Source organism: Neochlamydia sp. S13 (assembly GCF_000648235.2).
GTDB lineage: Bacteria > Chlamydiota > Chlamydiia > Chlamydiales > Parachlamydiaceae > Neochlamydia.
The window spans coordinates 985,991-1,006,995 of record NZ_AP017977.1 but is presented as its reverse complement, the minus strand read 5'-3'; the positions used below and the strand labels follow the sequence as shown (position 1 = coordinate 1,006,995).

Genomic DNA, 21,005 nt, shown 5'->3' with positions numbered 1-21,005 from the left:
TAAAGCTTGTACAAATACAGCCTAGCTTTTTCTTTTTCTATTAAAAATAAAAATTGATCAAAATTAATTGTACTAAATGAAAAATTTTACCCTCTAAAGCTTTTTTTCTAATACTTTTTCTAGTACTTTCATGAGCAAGATTATTTGGAATAGAATCTTATTACTTTTCATATGCAAGGGGTATAGGTTTATTTTTCCTTCAGTACGAATTACCTCTCTAGCACGAGGGCGCTTTTTTCTTGCACCCGCTTTAGAAGCATTTGCATAATCTCTAAAAATAATCCCTCATTTAAGTCATCATTATGAAAAAATTTATCATAAAAAGTTTTAAGTACTTCTTGTAGGTGAATTTCATCCACGCTTGCCATCCATAAACCCCATTTACCTAATTGATTAGCCCAAAAACTTTGGTTTTCATTAACAAAGAAATTAATTAAATCATACAAGATGGTGGCAGTCAGTGATAAACCCTGCTGAAATTGCCTTTCTATCTTTGCTTCCTTCTCTTTTATTTTTACCGCTGAGGTCTCCATTTTTTTAACCTTTATTGCTCGTCGAATTTCTTCTAATTCTTCTTTCAGCCTTATAATTTTTTTGTTGTGCTGCTCAGCTGTATGATTATCCTCTGCCGCCTTTAATAGATTTCTTTTATCTTCAATCTTACGCTTTAATTGTTGTTCTTTAGCCTTTAAGGTATTTAAAGTCTCAGGATTTAATAAATTTTTTATAAATTGATCATTTAGATACTTTTTATTAAGAGCCTGAGCCGTTAAATCAGTGATTCCTAAAATAGAAGCTCGAACAGGATGCATGGCTGGTACTAAAACAGCTGTTAACGCATTTCTAACTCGAGAAGTCTTTGTAATGTGCTGTATAAACGTCTCTAGGAACGTAGTCTTAGATGCTGTGGGATCGCCTCCTAACTTACCCATTTTGATAATATTAGCAATCATGTCTACGTAAACCGTTTGTTTATCATTAGCTCCTATAAAGAAGTTGTTTAAAGTAGTATCAATATCGGCAGCTTCCAAGGTCGCATCGGGAGAGATTTTATGCAGCACTTTTTGCTTTTCTCTAAGTTCTATAACTATTATTTCTAATAGAGGATTAAGATAAATAACGAAATATTCCTGGCTTGCGGGATCTAATTCCATTTCTGGATGTTTTTCGCAGATTTTCTGCAAAAGAATATCAGCAATCCTTTTTACAGCTGCTCCGTTGGTTGGATCCTCAATTAAAAGCCTTAGCTGGGGGTGAGAAATATCACCAATATGATACTTTGCTAAAAATGTTAAGGTAAAATCTATTAAAATATCAGGTAGATGGTTTTCTAGAAAATTCACCTTGCTAATTTTAAGCTCCTTCCAAGAACATTTAAGTCTACTCGAGCACGACTCCCATAATTCCTCAACAAGCTTTCCTTTAAGTCGAGGCTGCAGATGGCTCTCAAGCATCCTGGCGAAAAAGTAGGTGGAGTGTTGCACATCGATAGTCATGGTATAGGAAACAAAAGATCTTATTATTTCCTTATGAATAAGAGGAAAAGTTTCTGCCAGGAACTCCATCCGTTTTTTTTCTTCAGATAAAATTGTAAAGATTCCTTTTAATTGTTGAGCTAAAACTTTGGTGGCATTTTGTCTAACTACATTGAGAATAAATTTTTTGCTTATCCTAACAACAGTGTTGTTTATAGTATCAATTTTGCTAGCAAATTTTGGAGGAAGCAAAGATTTAAGAAATTGGTGAAGTTCTCCCACCATATTTTGAATTTCAGATTCGATAATGATGTTGTCTAATAGCTCTTCAAAAGCATCTAGTACTATAACCTTCCCTTGGACAAGTTCTTGATGGCCCGTTGGCAAAGCATAATTTAGAAGCTTTTCAACGAGGGGCAAGAAAAATTTATTTTCTTCTACAGCCTTATACCCTTCTATATCTTCTTTTTTGATATAAGAAGGAATATCAATTAAAGCGCGTGCTAAATCAGGTAGATTGTATAGAGGCTCTCCCTTCGTATCCTTAGCTATCAGCTCCTGCGCTATATGCTCGCGCCAAACAGTTTCGTTTTCTTTTCCTTTAACCTGAGAGAGGTTGCCGCTAACAATTTTTTCTGCTTTAATTAAATTAACTAGCTGATTATTAAGCATTTGCGCTGAATTATCAAAAAGGTTTTTGTAATCTTCATCAGTAATGAGATTTATTAAAGTAGCTATACGATTAAAAAGCAGCGCAGATAAGCGTTGCATATTGTTAGTTAAGTGACGCTCTACCATACCGGAGAGCTTATTCTCCAAAAAGTATTGAAATTCATCCATGTGACTTTCCAATTTATATCTAATAAGCCACTGAACGGCTGCAACATAAAATTTAGAAATCATAATATCATATTTTACATCACGAGGACCTGTATATTCTGCTAAAGAATGAATTTCTTCCGGATGGTTGTACTTTTGGCTTGCCCATTGGCGAATGGGATCCAAATAAAGTTGTAAATCTTCATTTGTTGTTACAAGATTCATTTTTCGCAAATAGGTTTCCATCTTCTCGAACACGCCTTCTTTGAGAACCCCATCTTTATCTTTTAGCTCTTTAAGTAAAATATTAAAAAAGCTCTTGGTGGAGGTATCAAGCTCAAATTTATAACCATGCTTAATAACTTTTTTAAGAATAGTATTGACCCAAGGAGAAATGATTTTGGTTATCCAATCTAATACTTGAGGAATGCTCTCCGGAAGATTTTGAGCATTCCTTTCTACGGTTTGGGTGAGGGGTCGTATTTTCTCCTGGAAGATTTCTTGGCTAATTCGTGACATAAAATCAGCAACGAACTTGCCCACTTTTTGTAAAGAGGGATTTAAATCATGAATGTCTTCCTCAAAAAAGAAATTATGGCTAGGTTGTGCTGTCTCTGGTTTATTCTCCACTATTTTTATCTCTCGGATAGCACTGGCTACTTCCACAGAAGGCATGGAGGGAGTAGTTAATAGAGCGGAGTCAGGAGCTGCTTCTTTGTCCTTATTTATGTATTCCATCAGTCTAATTTGTTTATTGCTTAAACTTATTTTCTTTGTTTTAAATAAGCTAAATAAACGTGCAAATATTCCAACTATAAAACGGCGGATTTTTCCCCATGTAGACAATCTTTCCACTGTCAGGGGAATTTCAATCTTTAGGGTTGGAGTTTGGCGAGATTGTGCGGTTACAGGCACAGTAATATGATCAATTTTCAGCTGATTGTTTGGATGCAATAAAGGCTTTACTTCGCGATTGAGGGCCGTGCTCATATGGATAGCTGATAATGAGGTCAAAAGAATTTTATTGAGCAAATGCTCATTGAATGACTGGCGGCCAATAGTCCTAGTAATGACTCTGAGAGCTGTTTGTCCAATCTTATCAGCAGTATTACCTACCAATTGACGAAAAATAAATTTGCCGATCAGAGGCATTTTTTTCTTTGCTTTGTAAAGCATTATATCGTAACCAAGTCTTGCAACTTTATCTACTTCAACAGGAAGATTTTTCTGAGCATGGATTACTTCTTTTTGATGCTTATTATCTTCTGCTACTATTTCCTCTTTTAGCTTCAGTTTATTTTGCAAAATTTTTTTTGCTGATAGCAACTGATTAAGCAATCTGTCATCATTACCATTAAGGCCAACTTTTTCTTCTATTTGCTTTATGCGTTCTTCTATAGCCTGTATATCTATTTCAAGCTCTTCCAAGGAAGGATATTGCTTGATCAATTTCTTCATAACCTCTCGATCAAGATATTTATCTTCCATCAAAGGAATTAGGCGATTAAGGCCAGGCCTATAGGATTGACGAAGATTATGCAAAGAGTTAGTAATCAGCTTGCTGGACATATTGCGTAGGGCTTTTAGGTTAAATAAACGTGGAAGAAAACTGCCAAATTGGCCTGCACGCAAACCTACGTCAATAAAATGAGCAAAATGAGGGTTATTGTCTTTTGCATTTTCTTCTTTGTAGTAGGCTTTGATAATTGCAATAACTGATTTTACCCCATCTTTCTTAGGATCTCTTTTTTTTACTTCTTGGATCAGGTTAACGATTTCCTCTATACGTATTTTAACAATATCAAAAAAGATCGCTTCTTTTTCTTTAGAAAATCCGTAGAGCTTTCCTTCTTCGTTAGCTAATTGGAATAAAAGCTGTAGCAGTTTTTTTTCTGCTGCTTCATGAGGAAGCTTGTGGAAATAAGGAGCCAGCTTATTAAGATTATAGTAAATGAGATCATCTGCAAAAGCTTGAATCATTATCTCTACAGTAGACGGTAGTATATTACTTGCTATTACAAGATTAAGCTCTTCCGGCTTTGACATTTGTTTAATAAGAAGCTCTAATGCTTCGTTAAAGCCTATTTTGATTAATTCAGAGCATCCATCTAAGGCTAGCTCTTTAAAATCACTTGCGGTTTTACCTAGTTCAACCAATTCATTGTATTGCTCAGGAGTTAAAATCATTTGAGCTATTTCTTTAGCTTCGTTGAACAGTTCAGTAAATTCTTCAGGAAGTTTTATAGTGGATAATAGGTTTTCTAATCCCTTGATTTTTTTGCCATCTTTAATCACATCGGGTAAAAGAGTATTTAAGAAAAGCTTAGAGATTTCTTCTGCCGTGTTATTTTCTATCACAAACTCTTTGCTGCCATTAAGCGCGAGGAAAGTTTTAAATAAAATATCTTCCTCAATTGCTGGTACTCCTCCCATTTCTTGGAGCTTTTGTAAGTATTTTTTGCAAAGATTATAGTCTCTAATCTCTTTTTGAGTTTCAGGCTTGCATTTAATAACCTCTTGAGCATACTTTTCAAGTTTTGTATGCTCGCTAACGGCTTTTTCTGCTTCTTCATAGCTATCAGCAACATTTGTAAGGTGATTGCTTATGACCTCTACTATTTTATCAAATAGCACGGTAAATTGCTCATCTCCCATATTGTCTAAAATCTCAGCTAGACGTCCTGAAACTAAATCAGTTATATTTTTAGCATTCTCTTGTAAAGAAGTTTCAACAATGAGAGGGAGTCTATTTTGGAGGATATGATTAGCTTTATTTTTGTAAAAAATAATTTTCTTTTCCACTAGCAAATGTAAAGCTTGTTGGAAAACATGATTAATCATTTCTTCGGAAGGCTTGTAAGGCTCATCATCAAACAAGCTAAGAAGTGATTGGGTATGATTAGACTCAAAAAGCCAATCTACAATTTTAGTACTACAAGCCTCCAGGTGCTCTTTAATATTCTTGGAAGGTAAACTTTTAGGAGCACGTGGAAGCACAAAATCAACTCTGCCATCCATCTTTCTTAACAATTCTGCTTTAAAGGCCAGATGAAACTCTTTACGCTTTTCAGGCTCTTTAGGCTGAATATCTTGCACTGCCCAGCCCAGCAATTTATCAATTTGTTCTATAGCTTTTTGATTAACTTCAAATTTTTGAATTAATTCAAAAATAGGTTTTACGGAAAGACTACCGATCTTAATAGCTTGTTGAGCTAGATCACTGACAATATGAGGAATTTCTTCCGATTTCTCATTTACCCATTTCACAGGGGAAGCGATGTACTGTTTATGTATGCATTCCATCGCTAGTTGAGCTAGTTGGCGGGAAAAATCTCTCATACCCTCTAATGACTCATTAAAGTGTGAGGGGGTTTCCTGATCAGAAGAGGCTACAATTCTAAGCTTGTGGGGAAATTTATAAAGTTGAGTATGTTTAAATTTTTCAATTACTCTTAAATTTCTTTTATTTAAAGGAACATTATATAACTTTCCGCAACTAAAAAAACGTAGAGTGTGGCGCCATATTCTAGCAATCTTCTGAGAAAAAGAAGGGTGAGGATCATTTTTTTGAGGAGTAGAACTTGACACAGGTACAGTTAGCTTAGCAGGTTCAATAGAAGGAAAAGCATGCATAAATTCACTTAAATTTAAATTATTATTTGATCCCTCAAGTATATTAGATCTAACCTTTAAAGTAAATTAATGGAAGATTAAGGTCTTATAAATTTAGACCGGCTTAAATACCAACTAAGCATTTTTTAAAGTACGCTATAAAACTTTTTATTTCTAGTGTAGTGGGTAGATAAATCCCTAAAACTTTTTACTGAGAGGTCATTTAATCTATAGAATCGTCCTAAATGGGGAGGCAGCCAGAGGTAGGGCGCTACTTAAGTTATTACTGCTAAAAAGATAATGTTAACAAAAAAACTATAGTAAAAAATGGTTGAGTGTAAGCATATTTGGCTGCCTAGAGGCCTGTAGAATCCCCCCTCTATCGCTTGATATATTCCCGTGGCAACTTACTAGCAAACGCTCTCCTACTAAAGCCTACCTTTTCATAGCAAAACAGCGAAAAAATTCACTTCTAATTTTTTCTTTATAATGATAGAGAAAAAATAAATAATTAAGATTTTTTATAAGCATTGCCTTTAAAATTCAAAAACCGCTCTATTTTTTATCAAAGAGAAATGATTAGAGAGAAAATCTGTAAACTATTAAATCGATTCTAAAGATGCTTAGTGCAAAAAATATCATTCTTAAGTCCTTGTTTTTCTATCTTTTTATCTCAACATGAGCCTTTAGCCTATAATATTTTCTTTATTTGCGCAGGGCGACTCTATATAAGGAAAGATTACTATATACTTTAATTTATAAGGCCATCCTATATGTTAACTACCTATTTTAAAGCAGCGCAGGAAGGAGCCCTTGCTTCTTCTTACATTAACTTCGAAGACTTACAAGATGCTGATAAAACTCCTATTCAGTATCAACGGCTTTTTTTAAGAAAGATAGAAGAGCTCTCTGCTATTATTGAGAGGTTTAATAATTTGGATTTAGATGTAGTAGAAGCATGGGATGCCATTCGCGGGCAGATCATTCATTTAAAGTTGTCGGTTAAAAATGAAAATAAAATTTATGAATTGTTTAAAGAGGGTTTATCGTTACACGCCGAGTTTGAATTAAGAAAGGAGCGCTTAGAAGTACATTTTACAGACTTGGAATGGAAATTTAGGTTTAAGCCACACAGCGCTGAGAATAGCTTTAAGATAGCTTTTAAAAGGTTAAAATTTTTTACCCATTACTACTCTTCGCCTAAAGAGCAGGAACAACCCTTCAATACCGAATGGTTATATCAAAGGATCACTAAAATTCATTGCAGCCATGAGCATCAAAAAGAGCTTCTAAGGCTTATCTTTAATATCTGGTCTAATAGAGAAGGAGATTCCCCCCTAATATACCAATTACGCATTCAAATGGCAGCCCTTGAAGGTTATATCAATACCTTATCTTCTTTGTCAGTAGAAGAACAAAAAAGTGAAGAAACACCTACTTATAAAACTCTCTATGATAAGATCATTTTAACTTGCCAACAGCTAATCTTAAGACATAAGCAAAAAAGTTTGAGAGATGAGGAATGGGGCTTATTTTGTAGCGAAATCTGTAAAGTTCCTCTTAAATACCAGGATGAAAAAGAGCTGTGGGAATTTATCTCCGAGCAATTGAAGGTGAATGTTGCCGAAATAAGGTATCAACGTTATCTGTGGCAATATAATGCTTATTCTGAGAGTAAATGTTTTAGAAAAGAAAAATTTGAGACCTTACTTTTTACACTTGAAGATCTTTCTAATTGCTATGCTCAAGGAACTCTAGAAAAAGCTAAATGGGATTCGTTATGCGAAAAAATAGTTCAAGAAAGCTTTTTACCGCTAGGACAAAAGCAAGAATTAATTGAAGTATTTTTAAGAACATGGAAGACTCCTTCAGACTCATGGTTATCTACTCTCTGGCATATTCCTAATTATTTAGCAAGCTATTGGAAAGATGAAAAAGACGAGGAAAAAGTCATTTGGAAGGACGAAAAAATTTTTACTCTTTTAAACTCTGTGCACGAGTGGGTAGTAAATAACGAAGCTTTCATCCATGATAGGCTTTCTACCAGGCCTAATCACTCCCCTCTTGTGAAAGAAAAAGTAGAACAATTGATAAAATTTTTAAGGAACTTGCAACTCTCGCTTTCAAATGATACTGGTTCTAAGATTTGTAAATCTCCTGTCTATAATCAGAGGATGAAAGAGTCTCATATAGCCTATTTATCTAAACTTCGAGAGATATTAAAAGATGCTAAAGAAGATTTTGAATTATATAAATCGTTAGGTGAAGAGTCAGCTAGTGGTTATGCATTAGTGTTAAAGCATTTGTGTGATCACATGTTTACAGACATTAACGGCGTGGCATTAATGAGAAAGGCATTGCAAGAAACAATGCCTATAGGATTAGAAGAGTTAATTAAAAAGGAGACGCGCTTTATAGTTTATAGGCAAAGCAATCTTTTATTATTACCTAAAGAAGTGCAACACGCCGCTATAGTAGCTTTACCACCAAGCTACAAGCTTCCCTTGCTCGATTTATTAGGGTGGAAAAACCTGAAATATAAGGAGCATCATCAGCAGTGTAAGATTCCTTACAAGGTTTTAAACTTCACAATTAGTCAAAAAGATGGCTCAGAAAAAATAGTAAATTTTCATCGGTTTGCTAGACCTACCTCGAAAGCTGGCTTAAATGCTGAATTTGATATTTTTGCAGCTGGTTCGCGTCGCATATTATTGATTAATTTGCAAAGTAAAGCTCTTAAAAAGCATGAATCAGAAAGAGCTAAAACCGATGCATTGATTAGCCTTAACCATGAAAAATGGCTATCAACTTTTGCCGCTATTTTCCCCTTAAATCATTCGGCCCTATTCTACCCTAACGAGGCACACATAGATCCGGCCCCTCATATTCCTCGCTATAAAACTACGCAAGCCTTTATGGCAGCACTTATGGAGAAAATTATTTCTCCAGGAATAGTAGAAGAATCAAGTAATCGGGCTGACTATGTATTTCCTAAAGCGTGGAAGATTAGCCTGGAATTCAAGGAATTAGTCACTAAATGTATGTATGAAGTAAAGGAAATTTTTTTTAAAGATGTGGATCCCTTGATGCAAAGCCATCGACGTATTTTCATTAAATTGTTTAATGCTCGCCTTATATTAGCCCTCCTGCCCTTTATGAAAGCAGATGCTTTTGCTTGCTTCTCATCTGATTCCACAGATCGAACAGATATCGTAGTGAGCCTCTTGCTAAAAATGGTATTAATCATGTGCGATTTAGAAGATAAACCGATTTATCTAGAAGAGAAAGAAGCTCCTTTATGGAAAGAAATGGTGGCAATTTTTGAGGCTTCTACCTTGGTAACGGCCCCGCGCCAGCTTCATAAAAATGTTTTAGGATTAATGCAAGCATTCGAAATTTTTGATAAGCCTGGAGTTAGAGAAAGACTCCGCCATGCAAAAGAGCTAATGGGGGTTAGGGGTGCTGAGTTTCCTTTCATTTACAATAAAGAGGAATGGCAAATTGAAGCTCTGCCCCATGAAAAAAGGGAAGATTAAACAAACTTCGACAAGTGATTTAGCTAAGCTGAGGATGAAAAAAAAGGTGTTTGTAAAACTTTAATGGCATTTTTTAAAAATTATAGGCGTATCATCTAAAACGATTTCATCCTTTGGAAGCTTGCTTGCTCCTTAAAAAGATGGTTTTTATTAAGCAGAGCAGGGCCTAAAGAGCTGCTGCAAAATAATACGCTTTAAAAAAACTGAGTCTGTATACCTAACCCTCTGAAAGTTGACTCTCTACTTAACGAGAGCAGTTTTATAAACTATCGGATTACATAAGAAATAGCTTGAAAGCGTATAATAGGAATTTTATTATATCGATAAATATCATATCAAGGGTGATAGGCTTCTTGAAAAGGAAGATGTTTAGTAAGCAATGCAGCCATGCTATAAATAAAAATTTTAATAAATTTAAAACATTACGGTTAAACTCTTAAAAACAATAAGCCTAGCCCATAAGATGGGAGGGATGCTTATGCATCCCTTACCCTCTTAAAGGCTTAAGCAATGGTCAAAACTCTTTAATTTCAAGTTTTCCAATATTTACCTATCCATGAAAGGTAGCTGTTAAACATGCAAAAAAACTTACCTTTATAAAGGTCATCTATTTAAAATAAATATCAAATAGACCTCCTTTAAATTTTCAACCTATCACAATGTTTAATAATTTATTAGGCACAAAAATAACTTTTTTTACCATTTGGCCTTCTAAATGTTTAGTAACCAAAGGGTTTTTTTCTGCGGCGTTAAGGATGGCTTCTTGGGATAAATCAATAGGTAACGTTAATCTAGCCCTAAGCTTACCGTTGATCTGGACGATGTAAGTAACATGCGAATCGACTAAAAAATTTTCATCAATTTGGGGAAATGCGGCAAAGGATAATGCTTCCTTACAATCTAGTAACTCCCAAATTTCCTCGGCAAGATGGGGAGCAAAAGGCATTAAAGCTTGTGTAGCCATCTTAACGACTGAACGAGGATATAAAGGCAGTTTTGTAAAGTCATTTATAAATTCCATCATTTTAGCAATAGCGGTATTGAATTGCAAAGCTTCAATATCTTTTTCTACTCCATAAATTAGGCGATGGCCTAATTTAAAAGCTTCTTCAGAATCTTCGTACGTTAGCTTATCTGAGGTAGCCATTTCATAGAAACGAACAAGAAAACGTCGGCAACCACTCACCGCTTCTGAACTCCATACTTTCTCTTTATCTAAGGGCCCTAAAAACATTTCGTATAACCGCAACGCATCGGTACCATATTCTTCAATCACTTCATCAGGCGAGACACCATTAAGCTTAGATTTAGACATCTTATCAATCTGGCTTTTAAGCTCTTCTCCTGATTGCCGATGAAAGTAATGGCCTTCTCTTTCAATCACCTCTTCAGGTGACACATAGGCTCCTAAGCTATCTTGGTAGGAACGTGCTACCATTAAACCTTGATTGCGTAAAGTCTTAAAAGGTTCACAAAAGCTGACATATCCGCAATCGAAAAGCACTTTGTGCCAAAAGCGAGCATACAAAAGATGCAAGACAGCATGCTCTACTCCTCCCACATACATATCCACAGGGCCCCAATATTTTTCTGCTTCTTGGCTCCAGGCTTGTTGATCATTATGAGGATCACAAAATCGCAGATAATACCAGCAAGATCCTGCCCAATTAGGCATCGTATTTGTCTCTCGTCGAGCCTTCTTACCCGTTCTACTATCAAAGATATTTATCCACTCTTCTACTTTACCCAAGGGGCTTTGGCCATCGCCTAAGGGTTTATAGTTAGACACGGCTGGCAACATTAAAGGAAGTTCGTCTATTTCAAGAACGCGTTTCGTACCGTCTTCAAAATGCAAAATAGGGAAAGGTTCCCCCCAGTACCTTTGGCGCGAAAATAACCAATCGCGCAATTTATAAGTAACCGTACTTTTACCTATCCCTTTTCTTTCTAGCCACTCAATGATCTTTTTTGTGGCCTCAGCTTGCTTTAACCCATTTAAGGAAATTTCCTCATTTTCACTCTGGATACATACGCTCTCCTCCGTTACAGCTTGATAGACCATCGAATCTTCTGGATGACCGTTGTAGACATATACCAGTGGAAGATCAAATTTTTTAGCAAACTCAAAATCGCGCTCGTCATGGGCAGGAACAGACATAATAGCGCCGGTACCATATCCCGGGATCACATAATCCGAAATCCAGAGGGGAATGTCTTTGCCATTGGCAGGGTTAATGGCATAAGCGCCTGTAAAAACGCCACTTTTATTCTTATTTAGATCTGTTCTTTCCAAATCTGTTTTAGAAGCCGCTGTTTTTTGATACTCTGCTATGTAAGCGTGTTGGGTTTTTGAAGTAATCTGTGCAACTAAAGGATGCTCAGGAGCTAAAACCAGATAAGTTACACCAAAAAGTGTATCAGGACGAGTAGTATAAACTTCTAGGCAACAATCGCTATTTTTTATCGGAAAGCTTATAGAAGCTCCCTCACTTTTTCCAATCCAATTAATTTGTAATTTTTTTAAACTTTCTGGCCAATCTACTAATTCTAAGTCTTTAATTAAGCGCTCAGCATAGGCAGTGATTTTTAGTATCCATTGGCGTAAAGGCCTGCGTTCAACAGGATGTCCCCCTTCCTTGCTAAAACCATTTTCAATCTCTTCATTGGCTAACACTGTTCCTAAGACAGGGCAATAGTTCACCATCATTTCTGCTTCGTAAGCTAATCCTCTTTTATATAAAAGTGTGAAAATCCATTGCGTCCATTTGAAATAAGAAGGATCGCTAGTAGAAATCTCCCGATCCCAATCGTAGGAATAACCTACACGTGAAAGCTGACGCTTAAAATTAAGCACATTATTTTTTGTGGTTTCGGCTGGATGTGTGCCAGTACGGATAGCATATTGTTCTGCAGGCAATCCAAAACTATCCCACCCCATAGGATGTAATACATTAAATCCCTTTTGCCTTTTATAACGTGCCAAAATATCTGTAGCTGTGTATCCTATAAGATGTCCTACATGTAAACCTGCTCCCGAGGGGTAAGGAAACATGTCCAAAATATAATACTTAGGCTTTGAGGGATCAATTTCTGCTTTAAAAATTTTATTATCAGACCAAAATTTTTGCCATTTTGCTTCAATTTTTTTATGATCATATTTCATTCTTTTATCCAAAGTAGTATACATATAAATTTATGAGAAAGAACCGTTAGAACTTTATGCGAAAGAACAACAAAAAGTCAAAAAAAAAGGAGCTCGGCTCCATCCAAAAAAGTAAAGAAGATCGCCTGTATGAAAATTTGCTGAAAGTTACCCAAGAATTTATGGGTGGTAAAGGGTACTTAGCGATGAGTGAATCCGAGCTTTTTGAACGCTTGCACCTGCCCGAGCAGTACCGCGAAATTTTCGGTAGAGTCCTCACTCATTTACATCAGTCAGGCTTAGCTAGCCTGGAGCATAAGCGTTATGCTTTGAAAAGCTCGTCAGCCGAAATTGTTAAAGGCATTTTAAGTGTCCATCCAAGAGGATTTGGATTTCTAAAAGTTGAAAATCCCTCTATTTATTCAGAGGACATTTTTATTCCCAAGCATTCAATTCAAAATGCGGTAGAGGGGGATATAGTTGAAGTGTGTGTGGAGCCTCCCCCTTTTAAAGAAAAGGGACCGGAAGGTAAAGTAGTGGCCATTCTAGAACGAGCACGCACTCATGTAGCCGGGATAATAAGAAAAGTAGATCGCTATGGCGAAATTCTAGCCTATGTTCCTTTGCTGGGCCTTTCTCAAAGGGTGATTGTTGAGCCTTCAAAAGAAAGGAAACTTCAAGAAGGCGACAGAATAGTTATGCAGGTCACAGATTGGGGCAGTAAAGATACAGAAACATGCTGTAAATATTCTCACTACCTCGGGCATATCTCCGATCCTTCCTGTGACGTTAAAGCAGCAATCGAAGAATTTGGCTTACATTCTAATTTTTCTGAGCAAGCTATTGACGAGGCTGAAAGGATAGGGACACGAGTGGCCACAAAAGATCTTCTAGGAAGAGAGGATTTTCGTGAGATTGAATGCTTTACCATTGACCCGGATACAGCTAAAGATTTTGACGATGCCATCCATCTTTCCAAAGATCAACAAGGGCATTATCATCTAGGAGTGCATATTGCAGATGTATCTTATTACGTAACGCCTGGGACCGCTTTAGATAAAGAGGCTGCTATGCGTTGCAACTCTACTTATTTTCCTGGAACCTGCCTTCCTATGCTTCCCTCTGTTTTATCTGATAATTTATGCAGCCTTAAGCCTCAAGTAAACAGGCTTACCGTTTCTGTTTTAATTACTTTTGATCGTAGTGGAAACGAAATCGATTATCGTATTACCCGGAGTGTGATCAAAAGCAAGAAACGTTTTACCTACAAAGAAGCTAAGCAAATTTTAGAAGGTAAAAAGCTCTCTCCTCATGCTCCTACTCTCCATCTTATGGTAGAATTATGCAACTTATTGAAGAAAAAACGCTTTGAAAGAGGAAGTATTGAGTTTGCTTTGCCTGAACTGATCATTTTAGTGGATGAAAAAGGGGTTCCTCAGGGTACAGATTATATTACCTACGATATCACTCATCAATTGGTTGAAGAGTTTATGCTGAAAGCCAATGAAACAGTTGCCAGGCATTTGACCTCGCTAGGTAAAAATCTGACCTATCGTGTTCACGATGAGCCTGCTGAAGAAAGCATGAAAGAATTTGCCGCGTTAGCAAGAGCTTTTGGCTATAATTTATCGGATACGCCTAGCAATGCAGAAATTCAAAAACTTTTTGAAGAAGCTATGCATTCTTCCTATGGACAATATCTGGCTACCAGTTATATACGTCGCATGCGTTTAGCTATTTATTCGCCTGACAATATAGGTCACTTTGGTTTAGGCCTAACCCATTATTGTCATTTTACAAGCCCTATACGCCGTTATATTGACCTAGTAATTCATCGCTCGCTTTTCCAAGAAGAAGAAACCTATGAAGCTTTAGAAATAGTAGCCAATAATTGCTCAGAAAAAGAAAGGCAAAGTGCTCGAGCAGAAGCTAGTGTAAAAACTCTCAAAAAATTGCGTTTGCTATATTCTCGCCAGCAAAGAGAGCCCTACAAACAGTATGAAGCTGTTGTCACCCGTGTAAAAAGTTTTGGAATAATCTTTGAGGTTCTAGATGTAATGCTTGAAAGCTCTTTACATGTATCCGAGCTTAATGGAGATTACTATGTCTATGATGAAGGCAATTTAGCTTTAAAAGGACGTCATACCCATCAAACTTTTGTAGCAGGAGACAAAATCACTATTATGCTCAAAAAGGTTGATTTTATTACCTTAGAAAGCTCCTGGACACTTGTCCCTGAGGCAAAATCTAATCCACTAAAATCAAAGAAAATGATGAAACCCCTACCTTCTCGTCCTGTTTCTAAACCTAGGCTAAAAGATTTTCTATATACCGCCTCAAAAAGAAAAAGCTCAAAAATTTCCCCAGGCAAGAAAAAGTTAAGAAAATAATGGAAAAACTTCCTTTAGATTTTTATTTAAGAGACGATGTCCTACAGATTAGCCAAGAGCTATTAGGTAAAGTATTGATGACCTGCATCAATGGAGTGTATACGGGAGGAATTATTACTGAAACGGAAGCTTACAGGGGTCCTGAAGATCGAGCTTCCCATGCGTATGGCGGCCGTCGTACCAAACGGAATGAGGTGATGTATCATGCAGGTGGACATGCTTACGTGTATCGCATCTATGGAATTCACGCCATGTTTAACATTGTTACTAACAGTATTGAAATTCCCCATGCTATTTTGATTCGCGCTATTAAACCTATTATTGGCGTTGAACAAATGATTAAACGGCGCAATAAAACTAAAAATAAAGCTAACCTTACGGGTGGACCAGGGACATTAGCACAAGCTTTAGGCATTGATACTATTCATAATGGCTTACTATTGACAGGACCCCTTATCTGGCTAGAAGATCATCACATTTGTTGCGAAAAAAAGAATTTAGTCATAGGACCGCGTGTAGGCATCGACTACGCAGGTGAGCATGCTCAACTCCCCTGGCGTTTCATCTATGCGTTAGAAATGTAATTAGGATAAAATTTTAATACTTGTAAGCTTCTGACTTTCTTTTCCTATTTTTAAGATGGCCCTATCTTTACAACTTTTGAATAATTAATTCTTTTCTGCTATAGTAGTTTTATGAAAAAATACTTCATTACAGGTCTTGCCGTTCTTTTACCTTTAACTTTGACTCTCTTTATCGTAGTTTTTGTTTTTAATAGACTCACTGACCCTTTTGCAGGTATTACTAAAGAAATTCTTAGGCAAAATCATTTTCTTGAAAAGACCCCTCCTCAACTGCAACATTTAATCAGCCAAGTTATTATTGTGACCTTGATCTTTTTCTCTACTGTTTTTGTGGGAATGATTGGACGTTGGCTTATAGTTAGATATATTCTCCGATTTACAGAGAAAATTCTACGACGCATTCCTTTTATTCGCTCAGTCTACAATACTTGTAAAGATGTAATCAAAACATTATTTATTTCAGAGGGCAAATCTTTTAAGCAAGTTGTCATGGTGCCCTATCCCAATGCTACCACTTATTGTATAGGTTTGATTACACGAGAGAATATGGTAGGTTTAGGCAGCCATTCAGATGAAGAGCTAGTGGCTATTTTTGTTCCCTGCACCCCCAACCCAACTTCTGGCTTTTTAATGATGTTTAGGAAAAATGAACTGATTTATTTGGATATGAGTGTGGAAGAAGCTTTTAAATATATTATTTCCTGCGGAGTAATTTCTGTCTCTTTTAATCCTTTATTACCCTCTGCAGATATGTTATCTGCATCCCCGAGCGTACCCTTATGAAAAAATACTTTTTAACGGGATTGGCACTCCTTTTGCCTGTTATCCTTACACTAGCTATCGTAGCTTTTATAGTAAATTTATTGACCGATCCATTCATTCATCTTCTAAAAGCAGCTTTTCATTACTATCACCCTGCTAATGATTATCCCTGGAATTTAGATCAAACTCTAGGGCTGCTCCTCATTATTCGTCTATTTATTTTAATCATGGTCGTTATATTTATTATTTTTATAGGATTCTTAACGCGTACATTTTTCATGTATTCTCTGCTTAGCTTTACTGACAATTTGATTCGTCATATTCCTATCATTAATAGGGTGTATAAGTCCCTCCAAGATGTTATTCATCCTCTTTTTTCTTCCACCAGTTCATCTTTCAAGCAAGTTGTGCTTGTCCCCTATCCTCATGAAAACTCTTTATCTATTGGCTTTTTAACCTCAAATACCCTAAAAGAGACCGGCGAGATCAGATTAAAAGATAAAGTGGCAGTTTTTGTACCCGGTACACCCAATCCTACTTTCGGTTTTATTCTGATGTTTCCCCAAGATAAAGTCAGGTTAATTGATATGAAAGTTGAGGAGGCTTTCAAGCTTTTGGTGTCTTGTGGTATTATGCTTCCTTCCATACCAGGGAGCTCTGATCATGCAAAAACCTAATATCATCTTCATTCCTGTATTCTCTAACCAGCAAAAACTAGGATCTATCTGCCATTATATCCAGCATCATTTTGAAGTAGGGGATAACGTTTTAGTTGTCGCTCCTAATGAACAAGCTACTCGCTATATCGATGAATTGCTGTGGAAATTTTCCCCCGAGAGCTTTCTTCCTCATATAGCTTCAAATACTCCTTCATCAGAAAAAGTGGTCATCACTTCTGTGGCTCAAAATTTAAATCAGGCTCTTGTTTTGATAAATCTGTGTGCAGAAGTAAGCCCTATTGCAGAGCACTTTAATGTTGTTTATGAGCTGTATGATCAAACTCATCCTGAAAAGCTAGCGCAATCGCAACGCCGTCAGCAGATTTACACTTCAAAGCAGTTTACTATCGTCCACTCGGCAGCTTTGAAGTAGAGGGTAGATAAAAAGAATAAATTTAAAGAATATTTTTGCTAAAGCGTGAGTCCCCAGTTTTATTAAGAAATTCTTTCATTATTAGGGAAAATGAAAGCCACATTATCTTCTTTGTTTCTAATTTCTTCCATTAAGTAACGCGCTTGCCTAGCTTGATCTTGATAGGCTTGTGATAATTTAGGAAGATTATTATTAGCCATTACATAAGCGATGAAAATAGTCCCTACAGCAGCTATCACACTCCTAACATAGGCAGAAGTAAGCACAGCGAGGGAAGCCACAGCATGAGGAAGAAATAAACCACTCACTACTACAGCACTTGTCGCTGTGATTACTACTACTCGTTTGGTTAGGAAAGCTTTGATGCTTGACTCTCTTTCAATATTTTTTAATGTTCTTACTGCAAGCGACTTCGCTACCGGTCGATCTACAACAATTTTAAGCTTTTGTTGAAGGGTATCTATCAGATTTAAACGAAATTTATACCCAAATATTTCAAAATTAGCCCTAGATTGCCTATATACATATGCATATTGCATAAAAAACCTCAAAATAAATTATCAAGCCATCAATAGCAAATGTATTAAAGTACTAATCATGCATTAATTAAAGCAAAAATTAATAAACGCTTTCTTTTACCGATGAAGAGAGGTGAAAAAATTTAAAAATTAATTTTGATAAAATGGAAAAGGTCTTGTAGAGAGCTTATATAATTCAGTGCGTTGCATATTAACCACATTAACCTATGCCTATATTCTCTTAAATTTCCGTATTCTCTCCCTTTAAAGATAACATGATCTTTGACATTAATAAAGCACCATTTATAAAGAAAAAAATTAGAGCATAAGGAGTTAACATGTAGCCCTAGCTAAGCGATAAAAAATAGAGTTTAGAAGTTTCCAATTTATATAAATAAGCAAATTTAAAACTTCCATTTAATCCCGCTTTAAACTTTTATCCTAGAGGATAAATCCAATATTGCTTAAAAAAATTATTGTTTTAACCTAAAAAATTGCTTGCTTTATCATGCCATAAATAATTTTGCATTTTTATTTCATTTTTTAAATTCTGCTTATATTATTTTTTTTTAAATAATCATCATGCTTCTTCCTCTAAAATTAAAATATTATTTAGCAGATAAATATTTTTTTATAGCTTCTTTATTTTTCTTCTCATAATTATTTGCATGGGATTTTTTTTCAATAAATATCTAGCTTCCTTAGATATTAAAAATTGTTTTGTAATTAATAAATTATTTAGCTTTTTATTTTATCTCTCGGAAAATGCCTAGTCATCTTTCCATTCGAAAATATTGACAAGATGCAGGGATTGTTGATATGAAAACCCTCAGGTGAGGCTAATGTTTGCATGATGTTTTTAGGCCGTTTTTAGAGTCATACCCTTTTTATTGACTGTTAAACAGCATCTAAAGGTTTAAGGGTATTTCTATAAAGAATTTTTCATCTCAATATTTTACCGAAAAGTCCTAAATTTAAAGCTTATTTTTTTAACAGGTGCTTTTTTATAAAGAGACGGCTCCCCCACAATATGGTCATTGATCAAATTTTCCTCTAGATAAAACATTTGTTGCACAACCGCAGGACGGCTTAGCTTTTCATATCGCTACAGGCTTTTTAGTTTTCCCTTAGTAAAGCTTGCTGCAGCTTACAAGAACTTCTTAAAAACTCAGCTGATCAAGTAGTAATCGATTAATTTACAAATATTTAAGTAGAATAACAGCGTATAATAATAAGGTTGAGCGTTTTTAAGAGGCTTACCTGGTTTAAGCTTAGAGCCAAAGCTTTTTTTTCTTTAAGATAGTATTTACTCAACAGATCTAAGTGTCTTATTTAAGAAAAGCTTGGCCTGTAAGGAAAAAGGGGCGCACCCACTAGACAAAAAATCCATTTTAACAGGAGAGCAGCCTTATGAACATTTCTGAAACATTGGAAAATTTAAAAGTTCAATTAGGAGGGGGAATTATCAAAAAAACTTATTTTCTTGGAGAAGTAATCGTAGAGGTAGGCAAAGAAAATATAAAAAAGGCGCTTATATGCTTAAAGCAGGTAGGTTACGAGGTCTTAATAGATCTTACAGCCATTCATTCTCTGCTGCCTAACAAAAAAATAAAAATTGCATACTGGCTATATAACCCTATTCATTGTGAGCGTATGCGAATAATCAGCTATACCGAAAGTGACATGCTACTCCCTTCAGTAACAGATATATGGGAAGAGGCTGAAGGGTATGAGCGCCAGCTTTTTAATTTATTTAACGTTCGATTTACAGAGCATTACACGCCTAAAGGAATCTTGGTAGCCAAGGAGTGGGAAAAGCCTTCTTCATCGCAAGGATACGTACAACAAGAAGAGTGTATGAAATTTAAAACTTTCCTTAGCAATCAGGACCCTTCACTAATCATTCCTTGTGTCCATGCTAATCCTCCTATCGATTGAAAAATTTTAAATAATAAGGCTATAAAGCTTATGTAGTTAGAGGTAATAACAGCTTAATGACGAGCTGCTTTTCGCACAGGCCTTGTTGCGTAAATGATCTAATAGCTCGTCTGTTTAAGGCGCAGCCTTTATCTAGAAGCTAGCACCCACTGCCCTTTGGGCATTCCAAGCTTTGTCATCTTATTCATCGCTACAGATTTAGCATATAATTCTGCTCGCTGATAGGGTAGTTTCCTAGAGCGAAAATCTCCTCCAAAGCTTCTTTTAAAGCGGTACATCGCCGTTTCGGCAAGCGATCTTCTATGATAGCCGCAGAGCTTCTTCCAGAGTTGCCTAGCCCCTCATCTCCTCTAAAACCTTGAATGATTTTTAAAGCATCATTTCTTTTTTTCATCCAGGGTTTGTCCGTCTCTTGGCTTAGCCTTCCTCCTCTTCGTGGAGGCACTAAAGGATTTATACCCTGAATATAAGATGATTGGTAGTAAGCTTGCCTATCATAAGCACGATCTCCATAAGTGGTTTTTACGCTCTTTGGCAGCTTGGAGATCATTTGGCTCGCTACTAAATCATCGGCTTTATTGCTCAATGTCAATTCACTCAAAATAATCTCATGCGAGTCTGGGCAAACGCTTAAGTGAATCTTTCTCCAAGTCCTCCGCTTTACTTTGCCATGCTGGCGCACTTTCCACTCTCCTTCGCCATAGACCTTTACCCCCGAGGAATCAAAGACTATGTCCTGTTGGACGCTTACGGCTTAAATTTTTAAGCTCTTGTCCAAGCTCTTTAGCGCGTCTACAGATGCGGGTATAGCCAGGAACAGGCAGCTCCTAAAGCTAGCAAAGTAATCAGAGACAAGAGAAATCCTCGTACAGCGCAGAAGGGTAGATGATAAACAGCTCTAATCATCAACACGCATAGGATAGCTTCAGCAGAGTAAATTCTTGGGCGTCCCTTCTTACCCGTGCTTTTATTTTCCCTCCATCCTTTAATGGTTTCATCCGAAAACCATAAAGTTATGCTTCCTCTTTGTACTAAAGCTTTGTTATACTCAGGCCAATTACGTATGCGGTAAGTGAGCTTTTTTTTCATAGCTTACCTATATTTTTGTTGTAGCAAACTAATTTTATAGCTCCTAGC

Annotated in this window: 12 protein-coding genes; 7 read left to right on the top strand and 5 right to left on the bottom strand. The window is 36.2% G+C overall.

What is annotated here, in order from left to right; all coding sequences use genetic code 11:
- Positions 1-209 precede the first annotated feature (209 nt).
- Positions 210-5,927 (bottom strand): hypothetical protein, encoded by a 5,718-nt coding sequence (locus TY21_RS03845; protein ID WP_042240828.1) that lies wholly within the window; start codon positions 5,925-5,927, stop codon positions 210-212.
- A gap of 752 nt (positions 5,928-6,679) precedes the next feature.
- Here TY21_RS03845 and TY21_RS03840 point away from each other — a divergent pair.
- Entirely contained in the window at positions 6,680-9,442 is a 2,763-nt protein-coding gene (locus TY21_RS03840) for a hypothetical protein (RefSeq protein ID WP_042240830.1), read from the top strand.
- A 646-nt stretch (positions 9,443-10,088) separates the two neighbouring features.
- Here the strand turns inward: TY21_RS03840 and leuS are convergent.
- Positions 10,089-12,605: a leucine--tRNA ligase gene (leuS, locus tag TY21_RS03835; RefSeq protein ID WP_042240833.1), complete on the bottom strand. Its 2,517-nt coding sequence runs from the start codon at positions 12,603-12,605 to the stop codon at positions 10,089-10,091.
- Between the two features lie 56 nt (positions 12,606-12,661).
- Between leuS and rnr the strand changes: the two genes are divergently transcribed.
- From rnr to TY21_RS03810, 5 genes are all read left to right on the top strand, one after another.
- On the top strand, positions 12,662-14,974 hold the full coding sequence (rnr, locus tag TY21_RS03830; RefSeq protein ID WP_042240835.1) for a ribonuclease R: 2,313 nt from the start codon (positions 12,662-12,664) through the stop codon (positions 14,972-14,974).
- On the top strand, positions 14,974-15,558 hold the full coding sequence (locus TY21_RS03825; RefSeq protein ID WP_042240837.1) for a DNA-3-methyladenine glycosylase: 585 nt from the start codon (positions 14,974-14,976) through the stop codon (positions 15,556-15,558). The genes rnr and TY21_RS03825 overlap by 1 nt, the downstream gene beginning before the upstream one ends.
- A gap of 111 nt (positions 15,559-15,669) precedes the next feature.
- On the top strand, positions 15,670-16,341 hold the full coding sequence (locus TY21_RS03820) for a DUF502 domain-containing protein (protein ID WP_042240841.1): 672 nt from the start codon (positions 15,670-15,672) through the stop codon (positions 16,339-16,341).
- Positions 16,338-16,997: a DUF502 domain-containing protein gene (locus TY21_RS03815; RefSeq protein ID WP_042240845.1), complete on the top strand. Its 660-nt coding sequence runs from the start codon at positions 16,338-16,340 to the stop codon at positions 16,995-16,997. Before TY21_RS03820 ends, TY21_RS03815 begins: the two co-directional genes overlap by 4 nt.
- Positions 16,984-17,412, top strand: coding sequence for a DNA polymerase III subunit chi (locus tag TY21_RS03810; protein ID WP_042240849.1), 429 nt, complete (start codon positions 16,984-16,986; stop codon positions 17,410-17,412). Before TY21_RS03815 ends, TY21_RS03810 begins: the two co-directional genes overlap by 14 nt.
- Before the next feature lie 62 nt (positions 17,413-17,474).
- On the opposite strand, the gene TY21_RS03805 is transcribed toward TY21_RS03810, so the two are convergent.
- The gene (locus TY21_RS03805) at positions 17,475-17,951 is read right to left on the bottom strand and encodes a hypothetical protein (RefSeq protein WP_042240851.1); all 477 of its coding nucleotides are present in this window, start codon (positions 17,949-17,951) and stop codon (positions 17,475-17,477) included.
- A 1,389-nt stretch (positions 17,952-19,340) separates the two neighbouring features.
- Between TY21_RS03805 and TY21_RS03800 the strand changes: the two genes are divergently transcribed.
- Positions 19,341-19,868 (top strand): NADH-quinone oxidoreductase subunit C, encoded by a 528-nt coding sequence (locus TY21_RS03800; RefSeq protein ID WP_042240853.1) that lies wholly within the window; start codon positions 19,341-19,343, stop codon positions 19,866-19,868.
- 190 nt (positions 19,869-20,058) lie between these two features.
- On the opposite strand, the gene TY21_RS03795 is transcribed toward TY21_RS03800, so the two are convergent.
- On the bottom strand, positions 20,059-20,601 hold the full coding sequence (locus tag TY21_RS03795) for a transposase (RefSeq protein WP_079979901.1): 543 nt from the start codon (positions 20,599-20,601) through the stop codon (positions 20,059-20,061).
- A gap of 59 nt (positions 20,602-20,660) precedes the next feature.
- A complete protein-coding gene (locus TY21_RS03790) occupies positions 20,661-20,957 on the bottom strand; it encodes a transposase (RefSeq protein WP_052354513.1) in 297 nt (98 codons plus the stop codon).
- Positions 20,958-21,005 lie beyond the last annotated feature (48 nt).

Bases quoted from the DNA above. Each gene is read 5' to 3' on its own strand.
- leuS (WP_042240833.1), bottom strand. From the start codon at position 12,605: ATGAAATATGATCATAAAAAAATTGAAGCAAAATGGCAAAAATTTTGG.
- TY21_RS03840 (WP_042240830.1), top strand. From the start codon at position 6,680: ATGTTAACTACCTATTTTAAAGCAGCGCAGGAAGGAGCCCTTGCTTCT.
- TY21_RS03810 (WP_042240849.1), top strand. From the start codon at position 16,984: ATGCAAAAACCTAATATCATCTTCATTCCTGTATTCTCTAACCAGCAA.
- TY21_RS03790 (WP_052354513.1), bottom strand. From the start codon at position 20,957: ATGAAAAAAAAGCTCACTTACCGCATACGTAATTGGCCTGAGTATAAC.
- TY21_RS03820 (WP_042240841.1), top strand. From the start codon at position 15,670: ATGAAAAAATACTTCATTACAGGTCTTGCCGTTCTTTTACCTTTAACT.
- TY21_RS03825 (WP_042240837.1), top strand. From the start codon at position 14,974: ATGGAAAAACTTCCTTTAGATTTTTATTTAAGAGACGATGTCCTACAG.
- TY21_RS03800 (WP_042240853.1), top strand. From the start codon at position 19,341: ATGAACATTTCTGAAACATTGGAAAATTTAAAAGTTCAATTAGGAGGG.
- TY21_RS03805 (WP_042240851.1), bottom strand. From the start codon at position 17,951: ATGCAATATGCATATGTATATAGGCAATCTAGGGCTAATTTTGAAATA.
- TY21_RS03845 (WP_042240828.1), bottom strand. From the start codon at position 5,927: ATGCATGCTTTTCCTTCTATTGAACCTGCTAAGCTAACTGTACCTGTG.
- rnr (WP_042240835.1), top strand. From the start codon at position 12,662: ATGCGAAAGAACAACAAAAAGTCAAAAAAAAAGGAGCTCGGCTCCATC.
- TY21_RS03815 (WP_042240845.1), top strand. From the start codon at position 16,338: ATGAAAAAATACTTTTTAACGGGATTGGCACTCCTTTTGCCTGTTATC.